We start from the raw sequence: 22,724 nt of genomic DNA, 5'->3' as shown, positions 1-22,724 counted from the left end.
TTTATTCGCTGTTGTCTTTCCCCGAAACTTTCAGGAACGGATTTCGCGTGTCGGACAAACACGTCCTGGCAGTCTTCTGCCTGCTCGTTGGAACGGCTCTCCCGTCTTTTGCTTACGCTCAGGCGGCCGCCACGTCGAACACAGCTATTACGCCGGACGGGACACCTAACCCCAATCCACCGACGATGCTACCATCAACGTCCCATCAGGCTGACAGCGCTGATCCGGATATCCCGGCCCTGAAAGCGGGAAATCTGTTCTCACCCAAGACTGGGCACTCCTTGTCCTACTGGGATGGGCTGGTCGGCCACCTGACTGTTGAAGCGGGGATCAGCGGTAATCCATGGACACGGTCTGGACGAAATTTCGGCCAGTTCTATCTGGATCGCGCTAATACCGTGACTCTTAATCAGATAATGGGTTCGATATCTCATCCCATCACGTCCATAGGTGGTGGTTACGGGATCGGCTTTGTTGCTGAAGTCATGTACGGATCAGACGCGCGGTTCGATCCGACAATCGGTATGGGAGACGGTACGCTCACCGGGCTTTATCAGTGGGCCCCTACTCAGGCGCATATCGACGTTCACACGCCGTGGATCTTTCGTCACGGGATCGATTTTCAGGCTGGGCAGATGTATGCCCTGATCGGCGCCGAAGGCACACCTGCCCTCGGCCGCCCGTTCTATTCCTTCAATTACGCATCAGACTATATCGTCCCGTTCGAAACGGTTGGCATCATCGCGACGATGCACCTCAGCCAGCATATGGACTGGATCCTTGGCATCGACGCAGGCAATTCCACGACATTTGGTCAGGCCGGGAACAATAGTCGCCCCAAAGGGTATTTCGGCTTTGCGTGGAACAATCTGATGGGGGGCAAACTGAACCTGCATGCCATCGGCCATTTCGGACCACAGGGAAACAATGGTGCCAGTCGAACCTCCCCCGCTGGCTGGAGCAGCTCAGGGATCGGCAGGGCTGCAAATAGCCTCATGCAATACAATGCAAGCCTTCTGGCCACCTATCACGTCAACAAAACGCTCTCGTTAATGGCGGAAGCGCTTTACCTTCATGATGATGCGTCGCGCGATGATGCTTACGGCGTCACGTCCTACCTGTCGTGGGACATTCACCCGTCTTTGACTTTAAACGTTCGCGGTGAAATTTTCCGCGACAATACCGGCGGGATCATCAATCAGTATCCCGGCAATATGTCCTACACGAACTCCCTGCAGAACCGGCCTTATTTTTACTATGGCGCGCCCCCCACGACCTATGGTGCTCTGACGGTCGGCGTGGCCTATCGGCCACCCTTCGTTAACCGCCACCTTGGCACCGGTACGCTGACTGTTCGTCCTGAAGTTCGTCTGGACAAGTCTCTTAACGGAACGCATCCCTTCAATCAGGCTGCCACGGTTTCTGGCGCAACCGTCAATAATGGAACCAGCAATATGCTCTGGTTCAATCTGGATGCTGTTCTGAGTTTCTGATCTGCCACACCTGAGACTGCCAAAAGCAACAGAGCACGAAACTTCTTGACAGGTTATGCGTGTTTATGACGGTTTGCGCGTGTTTTACGCCCTTCCGGAGCAAATCCCATCCTCAAAGACGAACGCCTGAGCCAAATCCGTGCTCGTTTGCAAAGTCACGGTCGCGTCCTTGCGGCCGATCTGGCGACTGAATGGCATGTACCTGTTGATATGGTCCGTCGTGATCTGCGCGAACTTGCAGAAGCTGGCGAATGCCGTCGGGTATATGGTGGTGCACTCCGTTTGCAGCCGGATGCGGCGCATATCCATGCTCGCATGGGGGAAAATATTGCGCTTAAAAACGCACTAGCCAGCCATACTGCGGGTCTTTTCAAAGCTAGACAGGTGGCCTTCATTGATACCGGCTCCACCAATATTGCCTTAGCAACGTCTCTTCCTCGGGATATGCCCCTGACGGTCGTAACCTCCAGCCCTGCGGTGGCAGTCGCCTTGAGCGATGCAAGCCAGATTGAAACTATCATGATTGGTGGACGTCTTGATGGCGCGACCGGAGGAGTCATTGGCTCGGTGGCTGTTCAATCGCTTCAGCATTACCGGTTCGATCTCTGCTCTCTGGGTGTCTGGGCGATTTCAGCCGAGGGCCCAAGCGTATGGGATCCGGAAGAAGCTGCTTTCAAGCGCGAAGTTCTTAGCCGGAGCGAAACCGTCGTGGTCATGGCAGAGGGCAGCAAGATCGGGTCAGGCGGTCGCTTTCCTGTTGCTCCGCTGGACACTGTTCATACGCTCATTGTCTCAGAAGACGCCCCTTCCGACGAACTTTCCCGCATGAACGCCTCAGGCGTGTCCATTCTCAAGGTTCCAGCTCATGACTGACACGTCTGCCGAAATAACCCGTCCCGTCCAGCGTGACCTCATTATTATTCTGGGGCTTCTGACATGTCTGGGGCCGCTCAATATTGATATGTATCTGCCCGGTTTTCCAAACATCGGGCATGACTTTCAGGCCAGTGAAACAGCCGTTCAGTTTAGTCTGACCAGCACACTTATAGGGCTTGCAGTCGGGCAGCTTCTAGTTGGCCCATTCAGCGACGCCCGAGGGCGTAAGATCCCGCTTCTGGGGGCCATGGCTCTTTTTGCTTTATCATCGCTGTTCTGTGCCGTTGCTTCCAGCATTACGACTTTCATCGTTGCCCGCTTTCTGCAAGGCCTCACGGCTTCTGCAGGTCTGGTCCTCTCCCGCGCTGTGGTCAGAGACGTTTTCAACGGCCCGGATCTCGCTCGTTTCTTCTCGCGGCTGATGATCATCAACGCAGTTGCGCCCATGGTCGCCCCAATGCTTGGAGGCGCCATTCTGGCTTTGCCATCAGCAACATGGCGCACGATGTTCTGGTTCCTGACGGGATTTGGTGTTCTTGCATTAGGTTTGGTGGCGGCTCGCCTGACTGAAACACTGGAACTCCACAGGCGTCTTCCCAACTCTCCCCGTGCGACACTGGAAACATTCCACAGCCTGCTGACGGATCGCGAATTCATCGGCCATGCCCTGACTGTCGGTCTTATTCATGGTGGCAGCTTCGCTTATGTCGCTGGAACTCCCTTCGTCTATCAGGATATCTACGGTGTAACGCCGCAGACCTTCAGTATCCTTTTCGGCATCAACGGTCTGGCACTGGTGGGGGGGAGCTGGCTGATCGGGCGAGCGGGAAGTATGGCCCGTACCGATACATTCCTGCGGGCCTCAGTCATCTGCATCACAGTCGCAGCAGCTCTCATCACCTTGATTGCAACGCTCAAGGGGCCGCTTTTCCTGCTGGTGGCTGCGATCTTCCTCTACATGACCTGTATCGGGATGATCCTGACGGCAACCTTCGTTCTTGCCATCGCAAAACAGGGACACCGCGCCGGGAGTGCCAGCGCGATTCTCGGGTCACTAAACCTTCTGATAGGTGGTGTGGCTGCGCCATTGGTGGGTCTGAGCAAAACGAGTGCCCTGCCCATGGGACTAGTCCTTTTGCTGACCTCCCTGGCCGGCCTGTTCACCTGCTTCCGGCTTGCGTCTCGTCATCAGGACGATGTAACGTCCTGATGACATGGGTCGTCTCAGGCTTTTTCAAGACCTGGACGACCACGCTCCACTGCGAAGCTCGCATAGGTGGAAAGCTGTCCATCATGGTTGCTGACCTGATCCAGCGTCTTGAGATCTGCACGCCAGACATCCTGGCCAACATCACAGATGACATAGCCACGCTTGTCGGTCGTAGCCTTCAGATGCGGGTTCTCACGGCGAACAGATTGGCTGTGTGCGTCATTATCCCCGGCACCATCGCCTCCTGAAGAGATGGACGTCGCTAGGAACTCGACAGAAACTGGCTTCTGTTTGTCAGGATCAATAACGAGATTGCCCGCGTAATGCCGATGCGCATCGCCCGTAACATTGACGACATTTCCGGGACAGTGATCCCCGATGAACTGAAGCAGCCGGTTGCGGCTGTACATGTAACCTGACCACTGATCCATGCTGTAAAGCAGTTCGGAATGGGCTGATTTCCGGTGAGCGAGATCCATGACCATGACCTGATGGGCCAACAGGTTCCAGCGTGTGTCGGACTTGCTTAGCCCGTTGAAGAGCCATTCTTCCTGCTGAGTGCCCATCATTGTGCGTTCTGGTGACCACACATCCGCACCTTGCGGTGCATCCTTGTCACCATAGACCTGATCGCTACGGTACTGGCGCGTATCCAGAACGAAGGTGTTCATCAGATCACCAAAGCGGAAGCTTCGGTATATCTGCATGTGGCTCCCATCAGGCAAAGAGCTCGCGCGTAACGGCATATTCTCGTAATAGGCCTGCATGGCTGCAGCACGACGCAGGCGGAAGAACTCTGGCGGTGTCCCGTCCTGATCTGTGTCTCCTGCCCAGTTGTTATCCACTTCATGATCGTCAAAGCTGACGAGCCACGGTGCGGCAGCATGTGCAGCCTGAAGATCGGGGTCCATCTTATACTGGGCATAGCGCCGGCGGTATTCGTCCAGAGAGTAGATTTCCGGACCGAAATGGCGTCGAACTGCCGTAAAGGGCTTGCCGTAAACCGTGTGAACGCCAGCGCCGATGTCTGCGCCTTCGTAAATGTAATCGCCGTAATGGAAGATAAAATCGACGTTCTCATTCGCGATGGCGCGCCATGCGGAATAATACCCGAACTCATAATGCTGACAGCCGGCTGCCACAAATCGGAGACGCTGGACCTCAGCACCCGGCAGAGGCAGCGTCCGCCCACGGCCAATCGCGCTTTCATGGCCTACGATGCGGAAGCGATACCAGTATGGCCGATCAGGCTGCAACCCTTCGACCTCAACATGCACGGAATGCGCCAGTTCAGGATGAGCGATGGTTTGTCCTGTGCGAAGAACTGTTGCGAATTTCGGATCTTCGCTGATGTCCCAATCCACCAGAACAGGTTTCAGATGCGTCATTCCCCCCGCTTCTTCCATGGGGCGGGGCGCAAGGCGCGTCCAGATGACAAAGCCGTCTGTTGCAGGATCACCGGACGCCACGCCCAGTTGGAATGGGGACACGTCAAACGTGGGTTTCTTGTCCAGATTATGGGGGGCTGCAGCAGAAAGCTGCCTGAGACGGTAGGTGAACAGAAGACCCGCTCCAAGGCCGGTCAGTACGCGTCTACGGTTCAAAAACATCGTTCAGAGTCTTTCGCTGAGGTCGAGCAGATGTGTGTTCACTCAAGACAGCGGATCGCCCCGTTTGCCCATGCCCTGCCCGCGTTCTTCATGAAACTGTCACAGACCTGACGTCGTAAATTCCGTAATGCATCGCCGCACGCTGTCCATCCTTCAGAATGAATGAGACGATCCTTGGCGGAAAACTGGTTTCCCTGTCAGCAGGAATGGTTGCGTCTGCGCCGACGCATCAGAACTTTCACACACCGTGATGATGCTGAAGATCACCTACAAACTGCCCTTGCGAATTACTATGAACGCTCACAGGGACAGGTCACTCATCCCGAGGCCTACATTGCCCGAAGTGCGTTCAATCTTCATTTGAATGATCTGAAAAAGGCAGCTTCAGGCACTCTTTCGACCACCGGAGACCAGGAACAGATCCTTGAACTGCGTGATCCTGCTCCGTCTCAGGAAGAGGCTTATGCAGCAAGTCAGAGAATGGCACGGTTTCATGAAGGATGTCGGCAGCTTCCAGAAAGAACGCGTCAGGCATTTCTGCTGAACCGCGTTGAAAAAATGAAATATCGCGAGATTGCCGTTGCCTTGGGAATCAGTGAAAGCAGCGTGGAAAAGCATATCGCCAAAGCTCTCGTCTTTTTGTCTTCATGGATGGACCAGTGATCCCCTCTGAAAACCTGCTTGCCACTCGTGAACGTGCGGCGGAATGGATCGCTCGCCTCCATGCAGATAATTGCACAGACAATGATCGAGCCGAGTTTGTTCAATGGATGCGTGGCGATAGCTGTCGAGCGGATGCCGTGGAGCTTCTGACAGACTACTGGGAATTTGGTGGCGGCGTACAGACAAAAGACATTTTGCACACAGTTGCGGCTGCGGATGCGCGACCGAACCAGAGGCGCCGTCGTATCTTGCTCGCCCTTGCGTCTGTGGGAACTGTTGCTTTGCTTCCCGCAAACCGAAGTGCGAAGGCCTCCCGTATTTTGCAAACACCTGTCGGCCGTACTCTGAGAATATCTTTGCCGGATTACGGTTCCTGCCTGCTGGATTCCGGAAGCCGAATAACGCTGTCTGAAGATGGCAGTCGGGCAAGACTGGATCAGGGACAGGTTCTTCTTTCACCGGGTGACCGGAAAACGTTTCATCTGTCAGCCCGGAACATTACGGTTTATCTCCCCGAGCAGGCATCAACGAATATCCGCTCAGACAATGCCTGTACGGACATCACTGCTGTAAGGGGGCATATTCTTCTGAGCAAGGGAACGGCTTCGTCGACCGATGTCTGGATCAGGACGGGTCAGCGACTGCGTATTCTCAAGAACGGTCGCATGAGTGTTGACTACCCCAATATGGAATCTCTGCTTTCCTGGCAGACAGGGCGGCTTATTTTCCGGAATACACCCTTGCTGGATGCTATTTCCCAAATCCAGAGATACACCCCCCAGAAAATTACTATTGCCTCTCCGGCACTGGAAAATCTCAAGCTGAGTGGGGTCTATTTCGTATCTCAGGGCGAGATGTTTTTGCGTATGTTGCCTCGTCTGCTTCCCGTCCGGCTGGAACAGAACGGCAATCTCTACACATTCCGAGCATTATGACGGTTTCATGAAAACACTCGGAATGTCCTGAGGTTTTTCGAATTGTCATTGTCTTTCTGTGGAGACCGCTTTTTGCGATCGCCAACAGGATAGAGAATACATGGCCGTGAACGTCCGGTGCCCCCTTCGTGCAGCTTTGTTCCTGACCGTAGGAATGACCATTCTGACCCACACTGCTGTTGCTGCTTCGGCAGGGACTGCAAATGTTCATATTGACCGACAGCCAATGGCACAGGCGCTGGAATCCCTAAGCCGACAGACCGGACAAAGCATTCTTTTCTCTCCTGATCTGGTCGAGCATCTTCAGGCTCCTTCCGTTAGCGGTTCCCTGACCCCGGATGAGGCAGCGGGAAAGCTGCTTAATGGGAGCGGACTGACGGTGGAAGTTGCCCCAGGTGGCGGCATGATCGTCCGCCGCGCAGCGGGTGTAAACCGGCCATCCAGAGCGAGGCGCGCGCCTCGGGTTCGGGAAGCAAACGATATCGAGCAGATTGTTGCTACGGGCCACAGAACACGGTCCGTCCTCAGTATCAGCGGTGACCAGATGCAGGAGATGATGCCTGGTCAGAACCCGATGCAGGCTCTTGATCTTCTGCCAGGCGTGACATTTACCAACGTCGACCCCTGGGGAAATAACGAACAGAATTCCAGTATTTACGTGCATGGTTTTTCCAACACGCAGCTTGGTTATACTCTTGATGGCGTTCCGCTCGGCGCAGGGGCTTACGGCAATTATAACGGTCTTTCTCCGCAACGGGCGGCCATCAGCGAAAATATTGGTCAAACTGCACTGTCTTCAGGAGCAGGCGCTCTCGGAACCGCATCAACCAGTAATTTGGGCGGAACAATTGAATTCACAACCCGCGATCCCAAAGCAAAAGCCGGGGCAACCATCCGTCAGACCTTTGGAAGCTATTCCACATTTCGGACCTACGCGCGTCTCGATACCGGAAACTTTGGGAATGGCAACTCAGCCTATGTTTCCTTTTCACGACAGGATGCCCGCCCATGGAATCTTGGTGAAGGCAACCGGCAAGGAGGCTATCAGGTCAATGGAAAATTCGTTCACAAGGGACAGAACACAACAATTACGGCTTATTTTGACTGGCAGAATAAGGCAGAGCCAAACACGCAAGGTCTGACGGCGCCGACTGATCTCTACGCGCGCGGCGCATTCTTTCCGGATCTGAATGCCGCAATGGCGAATTATCCAGGGATGACGTCTAAATCTCCAGCGCCGGGAACACCCAACAACAAATACTATTTCTCAGCTTCGCAGCGTACGGATTATCTGACCTACCTGAAAATCTCACATCGGTTCTCCCCTAACCTGATTTGGGATAACCAGCTTTATTTCCACTATGATGACGGCGCGGGCGTGGTTGCAACATCCATTCGCACGAATGCCATTCTGACCATTCTCGGGACATATCTTGATCCGACAGGTTCAAAATACATTAAGAATGGTCAGTTTACATATAGCAACGCCGGAATTGATCCCAAGGTCTGGAATGCAACGGGTGGAACAGGTTTTGCCACCCGCACCACGGAATATGAAGATTATCGTGGCGGCCTGACCAGTACGCTGCATTATCATCTTGGTCACCATAACATCGAAGTGGGCGGCTGGTACGAGCGCAACAACAACACTCAGGGGCGGCTATGGTATCCTCTGACAGCGACAGACACACTGACGCCTTACAAGCGCGCGACCAACCCACTTTTCACACAATGGATGAACGCGTTCTACACCAACACTTTCGTCACGCATTTGCAGGATAGCTGGAAAGTCACCCCTCACCTGACACTGACGGCGGGTTTCAAATCCGAAATGGTGTATACCAACGGAACATTGCCGATTGCTGCTTTACCGCAATCCCTGGCGTCTTCCGTCAAGGGAGCAAAAACGATCGTCGATACCAGCACGCACACTGTCGCGGGTGGGACTATTCCGTCCTACAAGCCATTCCTTCCTGCTTTTGGTGCTTTGTGGAATTTTACGCCACATGAGCAGTTTTTCGCCAACATTCAGGAGAACATGAATTCCTTCGCCCAGACAGGCTATGGCAGCACATCCCCATGGGCTGTGACCAGTCAGGAAGCATTTGAAGACTTCAAACGGACTGGAAAACCCGAAACATCCTGGACCTATGAAACGGGCATTCGAACCAATCGCCCTCTGTTCCTCGGGCCATTGACGGGCATCAGTGGACAGCTTGAATACTATCACGTCGATTTCTTCAATCGATTGGGGGCAATCAAACCACCCAATCAAGGTATTTCAGGCGTTGGCGGCACGGTAGCCAATCTGGGCAGCGTTTCGACCAATGGTATGGATCTGTCTTTCACTCTGCGCTTTGGTCAACACTTCTCTGTTTATGACGCAGTGTCGTATGTAAGCAGCATTTACGGCAGCGACTTTATGGATGGCTCTACGCTTTACGCCACAAAAGGCGAGAAAGTCCCTGCTATTCCTGTTTGGTCTGATAAGTTTGCAATCAATTATAATCAGGCAGGATTCAACGCCCAGCTTTTTGGCACCTATATGGGTGTACGACCTGGAACGATCACCAACAGCATTATGGTCCCGCCACGTTTTCAGCTTGGATTCAGCTCTGGCTATACATTCAAGCACATTCCTCACATGCAGAGCCTCAAACTGCAGTTCAACGTCAGCAACCTGACGAACACGCGATCCTGGTCAACAATTACCGCGGGCGATGGCTCAACCTATGTCGGATACCCGACACCACCACGCATGTTCTTTGGTACGGTTGCTGCCTCTTTCTGAAGCTGACTTGGGGGATGGCTTTTTTTTTCGTCATCCCCTTGCTGTTCAGAAATCTGCCCGAACCCGAACTTCCCATGTAGCCGGACGTCCTGCGACGGCGATGTTATCGCCCCCAACGAAATAACCTCGTGTCACATCGTAATGCTTGTTTGTGATGTTGCGACCAATGCCTTCGATCTTCCAGTGTCCTTTACGGGGGGCGAAAGAAATATACCCGCCCCACAGGGTGTAACCTGGAATGGTATTTGCATCGTTAAGCGCAGTGCTTGTCGTGCGAAGGCTGTAATCCACACCAGAAACAAGATCATACCGGCCAAGGCGCCACGTATAATCGACAGAGCCATTAGCCGTAAAATGTGGGACTTCCACACTCCGGCCAGAAACGTCCTGTTTCACGCCTACCCAGACACCGTTGACCCGCTTTGAACTCGTAACGGCGCTGAATTCATCATAGGCCCCTTCAACATACGCCCCAGATTGGGCTACACGCAGGCCCGGTATTGGTGACCACTCCACTTCGTACTCACCACCAAACATATGTGAACGCGGAGCATTTACGAACAACCCGATCGCGGAACCCGTCGTCGGGCTATAAGCAATCGATTGCACCTGGCGATCAAAATAGTCGTAGTAGAAGAAATCCGCATTGATCCGAAGATTATAGCGCGGAAGGATCAACTTGTTTCCCACTTCGAACGCATAAAGCTGTTCCGGTTTGAATGGATTTGTCATCTGCGTGACGTCAGAGGAGTTATACACCGTAAAGCCGCCCGACTTTACACCTTTACTAAAGGTGAAATAGGCCATGTCATGACTGAATGGATGATACTGAACACTAAATTTGGCAGATGGCAGCGTATAGGACTGACCCTGTTGCGCGACTGTATTCTGCGGATTGGTCACAACGCCGTTGACGAGATAATGGGCATAAACATTATCCAGGGTGCGCTTTTCATGTTCGACCCGCAACCCGCCAACCAGTTGTAGCTTTGGTGTCAGATCATACGTAACCTGACCGAAACCACTGATGGTATTGACTGTCTGCGAGTAGCGGACATCTCCATCAGTATTATAAAGCGCTTCAAAACCCGACTGATACCGGTCATTCAGCCACTGATAGCCATAATAAATACCGCCAATCCAGTGAAGACGCCCAGTCGTATTTGATGAGAAGCGCAGTTCATCTGAGACGACACTGGCGCGCGTATTGAATTTTACATCGGCGAGCGAAAGCGATGAATCATCGAAATTATCGTATTCATTGCGCTGCATGTAATCATAGCTGGCCAGATTTGTGATCGTAAAATCCCTCAGATGCTTTTCGATCCGCAGGCTGCTGCCCCCAGTATCAATATGGCTGTAGGGCTTCTGATCAGGCGTTAGACCCGTTTCCTTGGCAAACTGTGCCGACGTGCCCCAACGTGTATAATAACGGCTGGCAGACGCAGGCATCGGATTGGTCGCACTCAGGCTGGTAATAGGACGCCAGGCATAGGGGCCCGTTCCATCGGAGCGATCGCGGCTTCCATGCAGGTTCCACTCCACCTTCCAACTCTCTGATGGTGCATAATCCACCAAAAGTCGGGCAGCACCGCGGTCGACATTTCCAAGGTGAGCTTTTGCTTCCGGATTGTATTGCCACGCCCCGCCCTGTTGCGTCTCACCGGACAGACGGAATTTGAGCTTGTCATTGATGGGGCCAGAAATATAACCGTCAATCTTCGCACTATCGAAGCGGCCATACTGGGCTGCAACGCCGCCGGTTAGCTTATCCGTCGCTTTGTTGGTAATGTAATTGATCGCACCACCTGTGGTATTCCGCCCGTACAATGTCCCCTGCGGACCACGCAGTACTTCTACGCGCTGCATGTCGAACATCATACCGTTGATTCCGAAGGGCACCGGATTGGCGACCTCATCGATATAGATACCAACAGTTGGAGAGTTGTTACTGGAATAGTTGTTAAACCCTACACCACGAATGGTGTAGGTGAACTGCCCGCTTCCGTAAGACGGCTGTATTTGTAGCGACGGTGTTGCATATTGCAGATCGAAAACGTTGTTGATGTTGCGGTTTTCCAGCATTTTTGCTGAAATAACACTAATGGATGTTCCGATGTTCTGCGGACTGTCAGCCTTACGTTCAGATGTTACGACAACATTCTCCACACGGGATGCTTCGTGATCCTGCGGTTTAGAAGCTGGGCGTATGTGAGCAATTTTAGAGGGAGCTGTTTCCCTTTTGTGCGTACTCACCTGCGCGGGCTTTTTGGCTGGAGTGCTATCTTCCGCAGATGCTGCAACACTCCAGAACGGTAGCAATGCTACAGTGGAGACAAGAGCAATTCGCCCACGGCCTAGGAGGGCATTTCTGCGGTACGGAGCAGTGTAAACGTCGTGCATCGGTTCCGCCTAACAACTAAGTTTATTCGTTAGTTTATAAAACAACTATTTGTTTGCGTTTAAGGTATAGAAAAACGATTCACAACAGGTTATGTTGTGAGAGCAATATTTTTTTGTGTTTCTGACAGTGCTAAGCAAGAGATCGAACGTCCATGGCTCCCCAGATGAAACTCGCCGCATTCCTTCTCCCAACCGGCCATCATGCGGCAGCCTGGCGCCATCCTGGGTCGGCCCCAGATGCTGGCAGTAACTTTCAGCGTCAGCTAGAACAGGCACGCCTTGCCGAGCGCGGGCTCTTCGATGCTGTATTTATTGCTGATTTTACAAGCTCCATCGACGAAGCAACAATCGATGGTTTCCGCCGCATGACCTATGCCGCATCCTTTGAGCCTCTGACTCTTCTTTCGGCTCTTGCTGCCACAACCAAGAAGATCGGCCTGATAGGTACTGTCAGCACGACTTATTCCGTACCCTATCATCTGGCTCGACAGTTTCTGTCCCTCGATCAGATCAGCGGCGGCCGTGCGGGATGGAACCTTGTCACGACCGCCAACGTGAAAGAGTCCATTCATTATGGCCGACCAAGCCATGTCCCTCATGCGGATCGCTATCGGCAGGCTCGCGAATTTGCCCAGATCGTGCAGAATTTCTGGGATAGCTGGGACGACGATGCCTTTCAGAGAGACACGGAAAGCGGAGAGTTCTTCACCCCGGCAGGCCGACGCCCCTTTGATTTCAAAGGTGAATTTCTTTCAGCCGCAGGGCAGATCGACATTCCCCGCTCTCCGCAGGGCAGGCCTGTGCTCGTTCAGGCCGGGTCTTCCGAGCCGGGCCGTCAGCTTGCCGCAGAGACTGCTGAAATGGTCTTTACGGCCCAGCAGACGCTTGATGAGGCAAAGGCGTTTCGTCTCGATCTGCATCGCCGTATGCGAGAAATTGGTCGAGACCCGGCGTCCCTGAAGGTCATGCCGGGCGTCTATCCCCTCGTGGGGCGTACACAGATGGAAGCGGAAGATCTGCGGGCGCAGCTCGATGATCTGACACATCCGGATGTCGGCCTATTTCTTCTGGGGGGCATGACTGGCACTGATCTGCGTGGATTGCCTCTTGATGGGCCGCTCCCAGACGCTCCGGCCGACTTCAACGGCAATCGTAGTCGGCAAACTCTTCTGGTCGAAATGGCAAAACGTCGGAACATGACATTGCGTGACCTGTATCTGGAAGTCAGCGGCGCACGCGGTCACTGGTCCATTTATGGCGGCCCAAAGGAGATTGCGGATCAACTGGAAGAATGGTTTGTGGAAGAGGCAGCCGATGGGTTTAACGTCATGCCCCCTATTCTGCCGCAAAGTCTGGAGCTGTTCGTGGAGCATGTTGTGCCTGAGCTACAGCGTCGCGGCTTGTTCCGCACTGCCTATGAAGGCTCGACCCTCCGTGAGCATCTGGGCCTGAAACGTCCGGCACCTGGCGAGACTCCATGAAATCGTCTTCCGTTCTGATTGTTCTGCTGGGCCTCGGTCTGGCATCGCAAGCCTCGGCTGACCCGCGTGACACCATGAGCATCGGTGTTTCCATTGAGCCGCCCGGTCTGGACCCGACCCGCACACCGAGCGAAGCCGTCGGAACGATCACTTACAACAATATCTATGAAGGTCTGACGCGTTTGGACCGTGATGGTCATGTTCAGCCTCTTCTTGCGCGCGAATGGACGGTCTCAGACGACGGACGCGTATATCATTTTACTTTGCAGGATAATGTTCGTTTTCACGATGGGTCACCCCTCACCTGCGAGAATGTCCGTTTTTCACTTCTGCGCGCAGGAGCAGCTAACAGCACAAATCCGGACCGCAATTTCTTCACGAATATTGCCGATATTGCTTGCCTGGACGCGTCTCATGCGGATGTGACGCTGAAAAAACCTCATGGCAGCTTTACCTATGAACTGGCGTGGAATGACGCGTCCATCCTGTCACCGGTATCCGCAGACAAAAATGTCAGCCACCCGATTGGAACCGGTCCTTTCAGGTTTGAGGAATGGCAACGGGGCGATCATGTCACTTTGGCACGAAATCCCGACTATTGGGGAAAAGCCCCCCTTCTGAAGACGGTGACGTTCCGCTGCATGCCCGATCCTCTTGCCGCAAGTAATGCGCTTCTCGCCGGCGAACTGGATGCCTATCCGTCTTTCCCTGCTCCGGAAGTTCTGAGCCGCTTCATTGATCATCCGGGTATCCGGGTTGTACGTGGCACTTTCCCGTTCAAAGCTATTCTGGCTCTGAACAACGCTCGCAGACCGTTTAATGACATTCGGGTCCGTCAGGCGATTGCATACGCGATTGATCGCAAGGCCCTTGTTCAGGCTGGCGCGGATGGCGAAGGGACAGTTCTGCAATCGCACATGGCGCCTAACGATCCGGATTATGTGTCACTGCCTGATCGATATTCCTACGACCCTGAACATGCGCGCGCACTTCTAAAGCAGGCAGGCATTCGGCCGGGCACGCAAATCACCCTCTCCTATCCGCCCATTACCTACGCACGGGATACCAGCGAAATCGTTGCCGCGTATCTTGAACAGGTCGGGCTGATCGTGACGTTGCAACCTCTTGAATGGCCAGCTTGGCTGGGTCAGGTCTTCGGACAGGGGAAATTTGACATGACGGTCATCGCTCATACCGAACCTCACGACATCGGTATCTATGACCGGGACACCATATATTTCCATTACAAAAATCCGGAGTTCCACAGTCTTTTCGAGCAGTATGAGGCGACGGACAATCCTGAAGAGAGACATCGTTTGTCAGTTGCCATGCAGGACCGTCTTGCACAGGATGAGCCCAATGTTTTTCTGTTTTCCCGCCCTCGGGACACGGTCATGAACCGCCATATTCTAGGCCTCTGGACCGATCAGCAGATCGCTGCCTGTCCCATGGCTGATGTATCTTGGGCACCATGATGATCGGGGTTGCTCAAACCGTTTTAGGGCGGATTTCTGTACTGGTTGTCGCCAGCATAATTGTTTTTGCGCTGCTCGCCATTCTTCCGGGTGACCCAGCGACTGTTATGCTGGGTCTGGACGCTAGCCCCGAAAGCATTGCCGCTCTTCACCATCAGCTTGGTCTCGATGCGTCTCCTGTCACCCGCTATTTTCGTTGGGTTGTCGGTCTTTTCCATGGAAATGCAGGAACGAGTTACGTCTATGACGTGCCAGTTTCCGGGCTAATTCTGGAGCGATTTCAGAGCACTTTGCCCCTCATCATCTTTGCGACCTGCCTGGCCCTTCTCATCGGTTTGCCCATTGGATCTATCGCTGCGACCCGTCGTGGGAAGCGGTTGGATCTGGCGCTCATGGCGCTTCTTCAACTCCTGAAATCTATTCCGGATTTCTGGCTGGCCATGATGATGACTTTTTTGTTTTCCCTGACCCTTCAATGGTTTCCCGCAGGGGGTTTCAGTGGCTGGAACCATGGTGTGTTCTCCGCTCTTCGCGCCCTGACCTTGCCAGCCGTCGCCCTCGCGATCCCGCAAGCAGCGATTATTGCGCGCTTCATGCGGTCATCCCTGATTGACACATTGGAGCAGGATTTTATCCGCACCGCCCGCGCCCAGGGATATAGCCGCCAGGGTGTTCTCTGGCGGGTCGCACTCCCGAATGCTGTTATTCCCGTTCTGACGCTGATCGGCATTCAGCTTCCCGTTCTCGTGACAGGGTCCATCATTGTTGAAAACGTGTTCAACATTCCTGGATGCAGCAAACTGCTTCTTGAAGCCGTCAATCAGCGAGACATTCCGGTTGTGCAGAACCTTGTCATGCTGATTGTGGCGGGTGTTCTTGTGCTGAACCTGTTCCTTTCGCTCATCATTCGTTGGCTGGACCCGCGTCTTGCAGGAAGTGACGCATGAAATTGCCCTGTGCCCCAAAGAGCCTGATCGCCGGAAGTATCCTGCTTCTTGGATTCCTGCTTCCCGCAACGATTGTCTGGATCTGGCATGGTGGTCATGCGCCGTTCATTGACATCCCGAACCGCTATGCTCCGCCTTCTCTGACCCACCCGTTAGGAACCGACCCCTTCGGGCGTGACCTTGCCAGCTATGTTTTGACGGGAGCTTTCAATACGACGGCGATTGCATTGCTTTCCGTCACGCTTGGGACCGTTATTGGAACCATTCTCGGACTTGTTGGTGCGAACGGTGGAAAGCGGGGATGGGCCGTGATGAGCGCTGCCGATCTTGGGCTGGCATTTCCTCCCATTCTTATCGCGGCCATGCTCGTGACCGCACAGGGCGCATCCGCGACGGGTGAGATCCTGGCGATCGCCCTGTTCGGTATTCCCGCACAGATCCGCATTACGAAGCAGGCTGCACAGTCTATTCTGGTGCTGGATTATATCTCCGCCGCGCGTATGGCGGGCTTTGGCTCTGTGGCTGTCACGATCCGCCATGTTCTCCCCAACATCGCACCAATCCTGATTGTTCACGCTTCAACATCTCTGGCTCTGGCAATCCTTTCCGAAGCAGGATTGTCTTATCTTGGACTGGGCGCTCCGCCGCCTCAGCCGGATCTGGGACGGGCTCTGGCGTCCTATCAGATCCATATTTTCGATCATCCTTTTCTGGTTGCTGCACCGGGCATTACGGTCATGGCGCTCGTTCTTGGTTTCAACCTGATGGGAGATGGATTGCGAGATCTTCTGGAGCGCCCATTCGCCCTTAACGAGGAGCGCCTGTCATGACGGTATGCCTTTCTGTGCAGAATCTGTCGGTTTTGTCGGGAGCGAAACTCATTCTTCGCCCCCTATCCTTTACGGTAAGCGCTGGCGAAACAGTCGCCGTAACAGGAGAGTCCGGTTCGGGAAAATCAACTCTGGCCCGTGCTTTGATGGGGCTACTTCCAGATGGCTTCGAAACTTCAGGAGAAGTTACTTTTGAAGGGCAGAATCTTACCACTCTTCCCGAACGGGCTTTCCGTGATCTGCGCGGACGACGCATTGCCATGGTGTTTCAGGAACCCATGACCGCACTCAATCCGATCCGCGCTATTGGTAAACAGATCGGTGATACGCTCAGACTGCACGGTGCGGTTTCGTTGCGAGACATTTCGGCGCATGTCCAGCAGTTGCTGGATCGTGTCGGCCTGAGCAATGCTGGTGTCTCGGCAGGAGCATATCCCCATGCCCTGTCTGGAGGACAGCGTCAGCGTGTTCTTCTGGCGATGGCGATTGCCTGTAAGCCTGCCCTTCTCATTGCAGATGAATTTACAACCGCCCTGGATAGCAAAACGCAGGCGGAGATGATGGATCTTGTTAAAGGCCTTGCGATTGATCATGGGATGGCCGTCCTCATGATTTCCCATGATCTGGGTATCATCAGGCGTCATGCGCAACATGTTCTGGTTCTTCAGCAGGGCTGCCTTGTCGAAAGCAATGAGACAGAACAACTCTTTAATGCGCCTCGGCACCCTTATACACGGGCACTTCTGAGCATGTCCCTGCATGGAACCAATCGCCCTCCTTTAACACAGATTCCTGTTCCTTCAGATGCCACTGAAGGTAGCCAGCTATGAGTATTCTTCTGGAAGCGAGACACATTCAGTTCAGTGTGTCCGAACACAAATCTTCCTTTTTCGCACCTCCCAGAAAAACCGTTCTGCAGGATGTCAGCCTTCATGTGGCAGAAAGGGAAACACTCGGTATTGTTGGATCTTCAGGGAGCGGAAAATCCACACTTTCCCGTATTCTGACAGGGCTTCTGAAACCGGAAAAAGGAGAGGTTCTCTTTCAAGGCCAGGCTCTGCGTGATACTGCGGGGCAAGTCAGGAAAGACGTTCGCCCCCATATCCAGATGATTTTCCAGGATCCCCAGGGAGCGCTCGATCCTCGCCAAACCATACGGCAGATCGTGAAAGAGCCTCTTCATCAGACGCCCCTGAGCACCGAGGAAAAGGAGCGTCGGGTTCGTCAGGCCTTGACCGATGTCGCTCTTCCGGTGGATGCAGCTGATCGTTATCCAAGAATGTTTTCTGGTGGGCAGCGGCAACGCATTGCCATTGCACGAGCCCTTGTGACACGTCCTTCCGTCATCATCGCGGATGAGGCAGTGTCTGCTCTGGATGTGTCGACACAGGCTGTCGTTCTCAATCTGCTGATGGACCTGCAGAACCGATACGGTCTCTCCTACATTTTTGTCAGCCATGATCTGGCGGTTATCCGACATATTTCTCATCGTGTCGCCGTCCTCGACGGGGGCAGGATCGTGGAAACCGGCCCAACTGTCTCTGTGCTGGACCATCCTCAGCATCCCACGACCCGCGCCCTGATTGACGCCAGTCTTTGAAACGATTTGAACCATGATTTCCCAATCGCTCAATAATCTCGTGACAGACGTGCCTGGTATCCGCGTCGGCAATGTTCAGAACCTCGATCAGCGGACGGGTGTCACAGCCCTCCTTTTCGATCGACCTGCAATAGCGTCTGGCAGCTTTCTTGGAGGTGCCCCGGCATTACGGGAAAATGCGCTGCTGGAACCTGAAATGCTTGTGGGCGGGATTGATGCCATCGTTCTGTCAGGTGGCTCCACCTATGGATTGGATGCGACCGCAGGTGTGCAGGCATGGCTACGGGAACAGGCTGCAGATCTGCCAACCCCCGACAATCAGGTTCGTGTCCCTATTGTCGTTCAGGCAAGCCTTTTCGACCTTGTGAATGGAGGCAACAAAGACTGGGGCCGGTATTCCCCGTATGCCGAACTCGGCTACCAGGCTGCACAGGGAGCCCGTAAGGGTCAGTTCGCTCTTGGGACCACAGGAGCTGGAACCGGAGCGACGACTACCCTGCTCAGAGGAGGACTGGGTTCTGCAAGCACCATCACTCCATCAGGTCATACCGTTGCCGCCCTGATGGTGGTCAATGCCGTCGGGACCGCGACCGTTGGCAATGGCCCTCATTTCTGGAGCGCTCCGTTTGAACGGGATAATGAATTCGGCGGCTTAGGATTTCCATCACGCCTCGCGGAAAACGACCTGGCTTTGCGCATGAAGCCAAACTATGTGGCCGGTACTACGATCGGTGTTATCGCGACTGACGCGATTTTGACAAAGGCCGAAGCCAAACGCTTTGCCATCCTGGCGCAGGATGGTATCGCCCGCGGGGTCTTTCCGGCCCATCTGCCGCAGGATGGAGACGCAGTCTTTGGTATTTCTACAGGTCACGCACCAGCCCCTGCATCTGTAGAAATCTGGACGGAAATCCTGCACGCCGCGACGCAGGTTACAGCTCGTGCCATCGCCCGTGGCGTGTATGAAGCCTCACCATTGCCAGGAGAGCCCTTCCTTCCAACATGGAAGGAACGCTTTGGTGACGTGAAACAGGGAAATGTGGACCATGACTGATATTCTGCCTGCCCCGATCAATTTCTTCCGCGTTCCCGGGCGACGACTGGCTCTTTCCACACTTCAAAAAAATAGCGATACGACCCTGATCTTTGTTCATGGATTAGGCGGCAACCGACAGCAGTGGCGTTTGCAGTGGGAACATTTTTCTCAGGAGAACGTCAATCTTATTGCATGGGATGCTTACGGCCATGGCGACAGTGCGCGTTCTCACCATGAACAGGCGTTCGTAAGCTCCTATGCCGTTCAGGATCTTGCTGCAATTCTGAAGGCTTATCCGTCATCAAAGCGCATTCTTGTTGCACATTCCTTTGGATGTCGCGTGACGTTAGAATGGGTTGCGGGTCTGTTGAAGACGGAACAGGCGGTTCCGATTGATGAACTTATTCTTCTTGGACCCGCCTCTCTTGCTCCATCTCTGAAGGGGCCCATGTTTGGAAACTGGATGGACCGGCTACCCTTCTGGTTGTCATCCTTGGCGCGGCCATTTTTGCAGAAACGTTTTGAAGCTCTGGCCTGGGCTCCAACGGTTGATCCAAACCTTCTGAAGGCCGAACGCAAGGCTACAAAACGCAATAGTCTTTTCATGATCAATGCTGTCCGTGCGGGAGCACGGCCCATTGATCATGATGTTTTGAGACAGTTTGAAAAGCCAGTTCACATTCTTGCTGGCCAGCAGGATGGCATCGTACCTCTCGAAGAAATAAAGAAACTTCAATCGCTTATACCCGAAAGTTCCCTGAACATTCTCCCGGAGTGTGGGCATCAGATCATGCTGGAACAGCCTGCAACCGTAAATCGCTGCATTGAAACTGCTCTCAAACACCTTTCCTCTGGGCAGGAGGCGCGCTCATGAGCCAGGACGTTCTCGGCAACGCAGTGTCCACAGACGACAGCAGAGCGTTAAAAGGTATCAACGCTTTTATTCTCGGTTATCTCGGCTACGACCTCAAACTGGTGGATATTCTTGGTGTCGCGGATCAGTCCGATGACTGTCTGGCGAATACTTATGCAGGACTTCTCTGGATGTTGTCCGAAACAGGAGATATCCCTGCTGAAGCATTGCGCTATCGGGACCGGGCGCGCGCCTCCTTTGATCGTGCCCTTCCGCGTGAAAAACTGCTCTTTTCGGTTCTGGAAGCGTCGATAGCGGAAGATCCGGATCGGATTATCGCTCTGACGGACACGATCCTGACTGAATGGCCGCGGGATCTGGTGACACTGAAACTTCGACAGTATCATGATTTTATTCGTGGACGGTTCACGGATATGCTGGCTATCGCCCTGAAGAGCGAAGATGCTGCAGGAGATATTGCGGCACTGCATGGAATGCTGGCGTTTGGTTTTGAACAATGCCACGATCTAGCTGCGGCTGAACGCTCCGCACGACGCGCTCTTGAGATGGCCCCCTCCGAACCATGGGCGCAACATGCTCTTGCGCATGTTTTTTTGACGCAGGGACGGATTGAAGAAGGTATTGCTTTTCTGGAAGACCGGTCGGTTGGCTGGGAACACCTGACCTCTTTCATGTACACGCATCTCTGGTGGCATCTCGCTCTATTCTATCTGGCTCAGGGCCGGGTAGTGGACGCGCTTGATATTTACGATCAGCATTGCTGGGGACGGGAGCGGAGTTTTTCGCAGGATCAGATAGGTGCTGTGTCCCTGCTCGTCCGTCTTGAACTGGCAGGTGCGGATGTGGGGCAGCGCTGGGATGATCTTGCGGAATGGCTTGCCCCCAGGCAGGAGGATGTCAGTCAACCGTTCCTGAGTTTGCAATATCTCTATGGCCTTCTGAAAGCACGCCGCCCCGAGGGGGTGCATCTACTCCAGCGTATAGAAAACCTTTCAGACAAAAACCTTCCAGATCAGCAAGCCTGGACTTTGGTCGGCATTCCCCTGGCTCGTGGCCTGAAAGCCTATTTGGACCATGATCCAATCACAGCCCAGCGATACTTTGAAGCTGCCCTCCCTCACCTTCAGGATATTGGTGGCAGCCATGCGCAACGTGATCTGTTCATGCAGATCCACAAAGATATCGTCCGTCAGCTAGTCAATCTGTCGCCCTGAAATTTCGACTCTGATTTTAGCTGCAAGTTCGAGAGATCGACACCGGCTGTCATGATCATAAATCGGGACAGCAATCATGAGTTCGTCAGGTTTGTGGCGATCTGCAAAAGCTTGAACTTGTGCAGAAACGCTTTCTCTTGAACCCGAGAACGTACAGGCCAGCGTTTGCCCTAGCATATGCTGCTCTTCTGCTGACCAGGGAGCAGGACCGCTGTTCACAGGCGGCGGAAAGGCGATCGGACGGCCACGTCTTAACGCCACGAAATATTGATAAAGCGATGTCGCCAGACGTTTACCTTCTGCTTCTTCATCAGCGGCGATAATGTTCACGGTCAGCATCACATGTGGTTTGGCGCATCGTTCAGACGGTTCAAATCTTGCCCGATAGAGAGTAATGGCTTCTTCCATCTGCGCGGGGGCGAAATGGGAAGCAAACGCATACGGAAGCCCCAGGTGAGCAGCCAGAACAGCGGAAAACAGCGATGAGCCCAAAATCCAGACCGGGACATGAAGACCCGCCCCCGGCACAGCCCTGATGAGGTGCGTATCCTCATCAGAGGATGGCTCAAAGTAATGAAGCAGCTCCACAACGTCCTCAGGGAACCTGTCAGGCGCAGCTGGATCACGTCGAAGAGCCCGCGCCGTCCTCTGGTCTGCCCCGGGAGCGCGCCCCAGCCCAAGATCAATTCGTCCGGGGAAAAGGGTTTCCAGTGTTCCGAACTGTTCGGCAATCACCAGCGGAGAGTGATTGGGCAGCATGATACCACCTGATCCCACCCGGATACGGGTTGTCGCACCTGCTACCTGCCCGATTAGCACTGCCGTTGCGGCAGATGCAATGCCAGGCATTGCATGATGTTCAGCAAGCCAATACCGATGGAAGCCAAGGCTTTCCGCCCGTTTGGCAAACTCAATCGAATGTCGGAACGCTTCCCGCGGACCGGAACCCCGTGTGATGATCGAAAGATCAAGAACAGAAAATGGAATCATGGTCTTTATCCTCGACAGTCTGTGAGACCAGACAGATCAAAAGCGCACGCACCCGTCACTGCATCCTGATGCTCGTCCATCACATGTGTTGCGTTAAACATCCTGTCGCCACTTGAGTTTTCCGCAAGGGGTTAAGGAGCGATCAAAATACCAGAAATATTTGAAGAAATAGTGCTCTTCCATATTTTCTGATGCCTGATCTTCAGCCATGCTGAGATGTCGATCCCGTTTTCCTGATCCTCATGACGCAGACTTTATAGCGGAATTTAGTTCGTCAAAGGATATGGAAAATGATG

18 protein-coding genes are annotated in these 22,724 nt (G+C 53.8%); 15 read left to right on the top strand and 3 right to left on the bottom strand.

Going from position 1 to position 22,724, the window contains the following annotated elements; translation table 11 throughout:
* Nucleotides 1–47 precede the first annotated feature (47 nt).
* The 3 genes from GJA01_RS08815 to GJA01_RS08805 all read left to right on the top strand — a co-directional run bounded on the left by GJA01_RS08815 (nucleotide 48) and on the right by GJA01_RS08805 (nucleotide 3,579).
* Nucleotides 48–1,493, top strand: a complete 1,446-nt coding sequence (locus tag GJA01_RS08815; protein WP_062505099.1) for an outer membrane beta-barrel protein — start codon at nucleotides 48–50, stop codon at nucleotides 1,491–1,493.
* 108 nt (nucleotides 1,494–1,601) lie between these two features.
* Nucleotides 1,602–2,366, top strand: a complete 765-nt coding sequence (locus tag GJA01_RS08810) for a DeoR/GlpR family DNA-binding transcription regulator (RefSeq protein ID WP_306417359.1) — start codon at nucleotides 1,602–1,604, stop codon at nucleotides 2,364–2,366.
* Entirely contained in the window at nucleotides 2,359–3,579 is a 1,221-nt protein-coding gene (locus GJA01_RS08805) for a multidrug effflux MFS transporter (protein ID WP_062505104.1), read from the top strand. The genes GJA01_RS08810 and GJA01_RS08805 overlap by 8 nt, the downstream gene beginning before the upstream one ends.
* Nucleotides 3,580–3,593: 14 nt before the next feature.
* Here GJA01_RS08805 and GJA01_RS08800 read toward each other — a convergent pair whose 3' ends face one another.
* A complete protein-coding gene (locus GJA01_RS08800; RefSeq protein WP_062505106.1) occupies nucleotides 3,594–5,189 on the bottom strand; it encodes an alkaline phosphatase D family protein in 1,596 nt (531 codons plus the stop codon).
* Nucleotides 5,190–5,351: 162 nt separating this feature from the next.
* On the opposite strand from GJA01_RS08800, the gene GJA01_RS08795 reads away from it, so the two are divergent.
* From GJA01_RS08795 to GJA01_RS08785, 3 genes are all read left to right on the top strand, one after another.
* On the top strand, nucleotides 5,352–5,852 hold the full coding sequence (locus tag GJA01_RS08795) for an RNA polymerase sigma factor (RefSeq protein ID WP_169925632.1): 501 nt from the start codon (nucleotides 5,352–5,354) through the stop codon (nucleotides 5,850–5,852).
* Nucleotides 5,849–6,787 carry a FecR family protein gene (locus GJA01_RS08790; protein ID WP_062505108.1) on the top strand — a complete coding sequence of 313 codons (939 nt, stop codon included), beginning with the start codon at nucleotides 5,849–5,851 and terminating at the stop codon, nucleotides 6,785–6,787. Before GJA01_RS08795 ends, GJA01_RS08790 begins: the two co-directional genes overlap by 4 nt.
* A gap of 100 nt (nucleotides 6,788–6,887) precedes the next feature.
* Nucleotides 6,888–9,578, top strand: a complete 2,691-nt coding sequence (locus GJA01_RS08785) for a TonB-dependent receptor plug domain-containing protein (RefSeq protein WP_010503248.1) — start codon at nucleotides 6,888–6,890, stop codon at nucleotides 9,576–9,578.
* 45 nt (nucleotides 9,579–9,623) lie between these two features.
* Here the strand turns inward: GJA01_RS08785 and GJA01_RS08780 are convergent, their stop codons facing one another.
* Entirely contained in the window at nucleotides 9,624–11,981 is a 2,358-nt protein-coding gene (locus tag GJA01_RS08780) for a TonB-dependent receptor (protein ID WP_062505110.1), read from the bottom strand.
* A 152-nt stretch (nucleotides 11,982–12,133) separates the two neighbouring features.
* On the opposite strand from GJA01_RS08780, the gene GJA01_RS08775 reads away from it, so the two are divergent.
* Genes GJA01_RS08775 through GJA01_RS08735 form a run of 9 tightly spaced genes read left to right on the top strand, consistent with a single transcriptional unit; the run spans nucleotide 12,134 to nucleotide 21,438 of the window.
* A complete protein-coding gene (locus tag GJA01_RS08775) occupies nucleotides 12,134–13,462 on the top strand; it encodes an LLM class flavin-dependent oxidoreductase (RefSeq protein WP_062505112.1) in 1,329 nt (442 codons plus the stop codon).
* The gene (locus tag GJA01_RS08770) at nucleotides 13,459–14,937 is read left to right on the top strand and encodes an ABC transporter substrate-binding protein (protein ID WP_062505114.1); all 1,479 of its coding nucleotides are present in this window, start codon (nucleotides 13,459–13,461) and stop codon (nucleotides 14,935–14,937) included. Before GJA01_RS08775 ends, GJA01_RS08770 begins: the two co-directional genes overlap by 4 nt.
* Nucleotides 14,934–15,884 carry an ABC transporter permease gene (locus GJA01_RS08765; protein ID WP_062505116.1) on the top strand — a complete coding sequence of 317 codons (951 nt, stop codon included), beginning with the start codon at nucleotides 14,934–14,936 and terminating at the stop codon, nucleotides 15,882–15,884. Before GJA01_RS08770 ends, GJA01_RS08765 begins: the two co-directional genes overlap by 4 nt.
* Nucleotides 15,881–16,714 (top strand): ABC transporter permease, encoded by an 834-nt coding sequence (locus GJA01_RS08760; RefSeq protein WP_062505118.1) that lies wholly within the window; start codon nucleotides 15,881–15,883, stop codon nucleotides 16,712–16,714. Before GJA01_RS08765 ends, GJA01_RS08760 begins: the two co-directional genes overlap by 4 nt.
* Entirely contained in the window at nucleotides 16,711–17,544 is an 834-nt protein-coding gene (locus tag GJA01_RS08755; protein WP_062505120.1) for an ATP-binding cassette domain-containing protein, read from the top strand. The genes GJA01_RS08760 and GJA01_RS08755 overlap by 4 nt, the downstream gene beginning before the upstream one ends.
* Nucleotides 17,541–18,314, top strand: coding sequence for an ATP-binding cassette domain-containing protein (locus GJA01_RS08750; protein ID WP_062505122.1), 774 nt, complete (start codon nucleotides 17,541–17,543; stop codon nucleotides 18,312–18,314). The genes GJA01_RS08755 and GJA01_RS08750 overlap by 4 nt, the downstream gene beginning before the upstream one ends.
* A gap of 13 nt (nucleotides 18,315–18,327) precedes the next feature.
* Nucleotides 18,328–19,368 carry a P1 family peptidase gene (locus GJA01_RS08745; RefSeq protein ID WP_062505123.1) on the top strand — a complete coding sequence of 347 codons (1,041 nt, stop codon included), beginning with the start codon at nucleotides 18,328–18,330 and terminating at the stop codon, nucleotides 19,366–19,368.
* Nucleotides 19,361–20,224: an alpha/beta fold hydrolase gene (locus tag GJA01_RS08740; protein ID WP_062505226.1), complete on the top strand. Its 864-nt coding sequence runs from the start codon at nucleotides 19,361–19,363 to the stop codon at nucleotides 20,222–20,224. Before GJA01_RS08745 ends, GJA01_RS08740 begins: the two co-directional genes overlap by 8 nt.
* Complete coding sequence (locus tag GJA01_RS08735) at nucleotides 20,221–21,438, top strand: tetratricopeptide repeat protein (protein WP_062505125.1); 1,218 nt, start codon at nucleotides 20,221–20,223, stop codon at nucleotides 21,436–21,438. The genes GJA01_RS08740 and GJA01_RS08735 overlap by 4 nt, the downstream gene beginning before the upstream one ends.
* On the opposite strand, the gene GJA01_RS08730 is transcribed toward GJA01_RS08735, so the two are convergent.
* Nucleotides 21,418–22,428, bottom strand: coding sequence for an LLM class flavin-dependent oxidoreductase (locus GJA01_RS08730; RefSeq protein ID WP_062505127.1), 1,011 nt, complete (start codon nucleotides 22,426–22,428; stop codon nucleotides 21,418–21,420). The genes GJA01_RS08735 and GJA01_RS08730 overlap by 21 nt on opposite strands.
* Nucleotides 22,429–22,724: the final 296 nt, after the last annotated feature.

The sequence above is a fragment of the Gluconobacter japonicus genome (assembly GCF_002723975.1).
In the GTDB taxonomy this organism is placed as follows: domain Bacteria; phylum Pseudomonadota; class Alphaproteobacteria; order Acetobacterales; family Acetobacteraceae; genus Gluconobacter; species Gluconobacter japonicus.
Note: the sequence above shows the minus strand (reverse complement) of the source record. Positions and strands in the feature narration are given on the sequence as shown.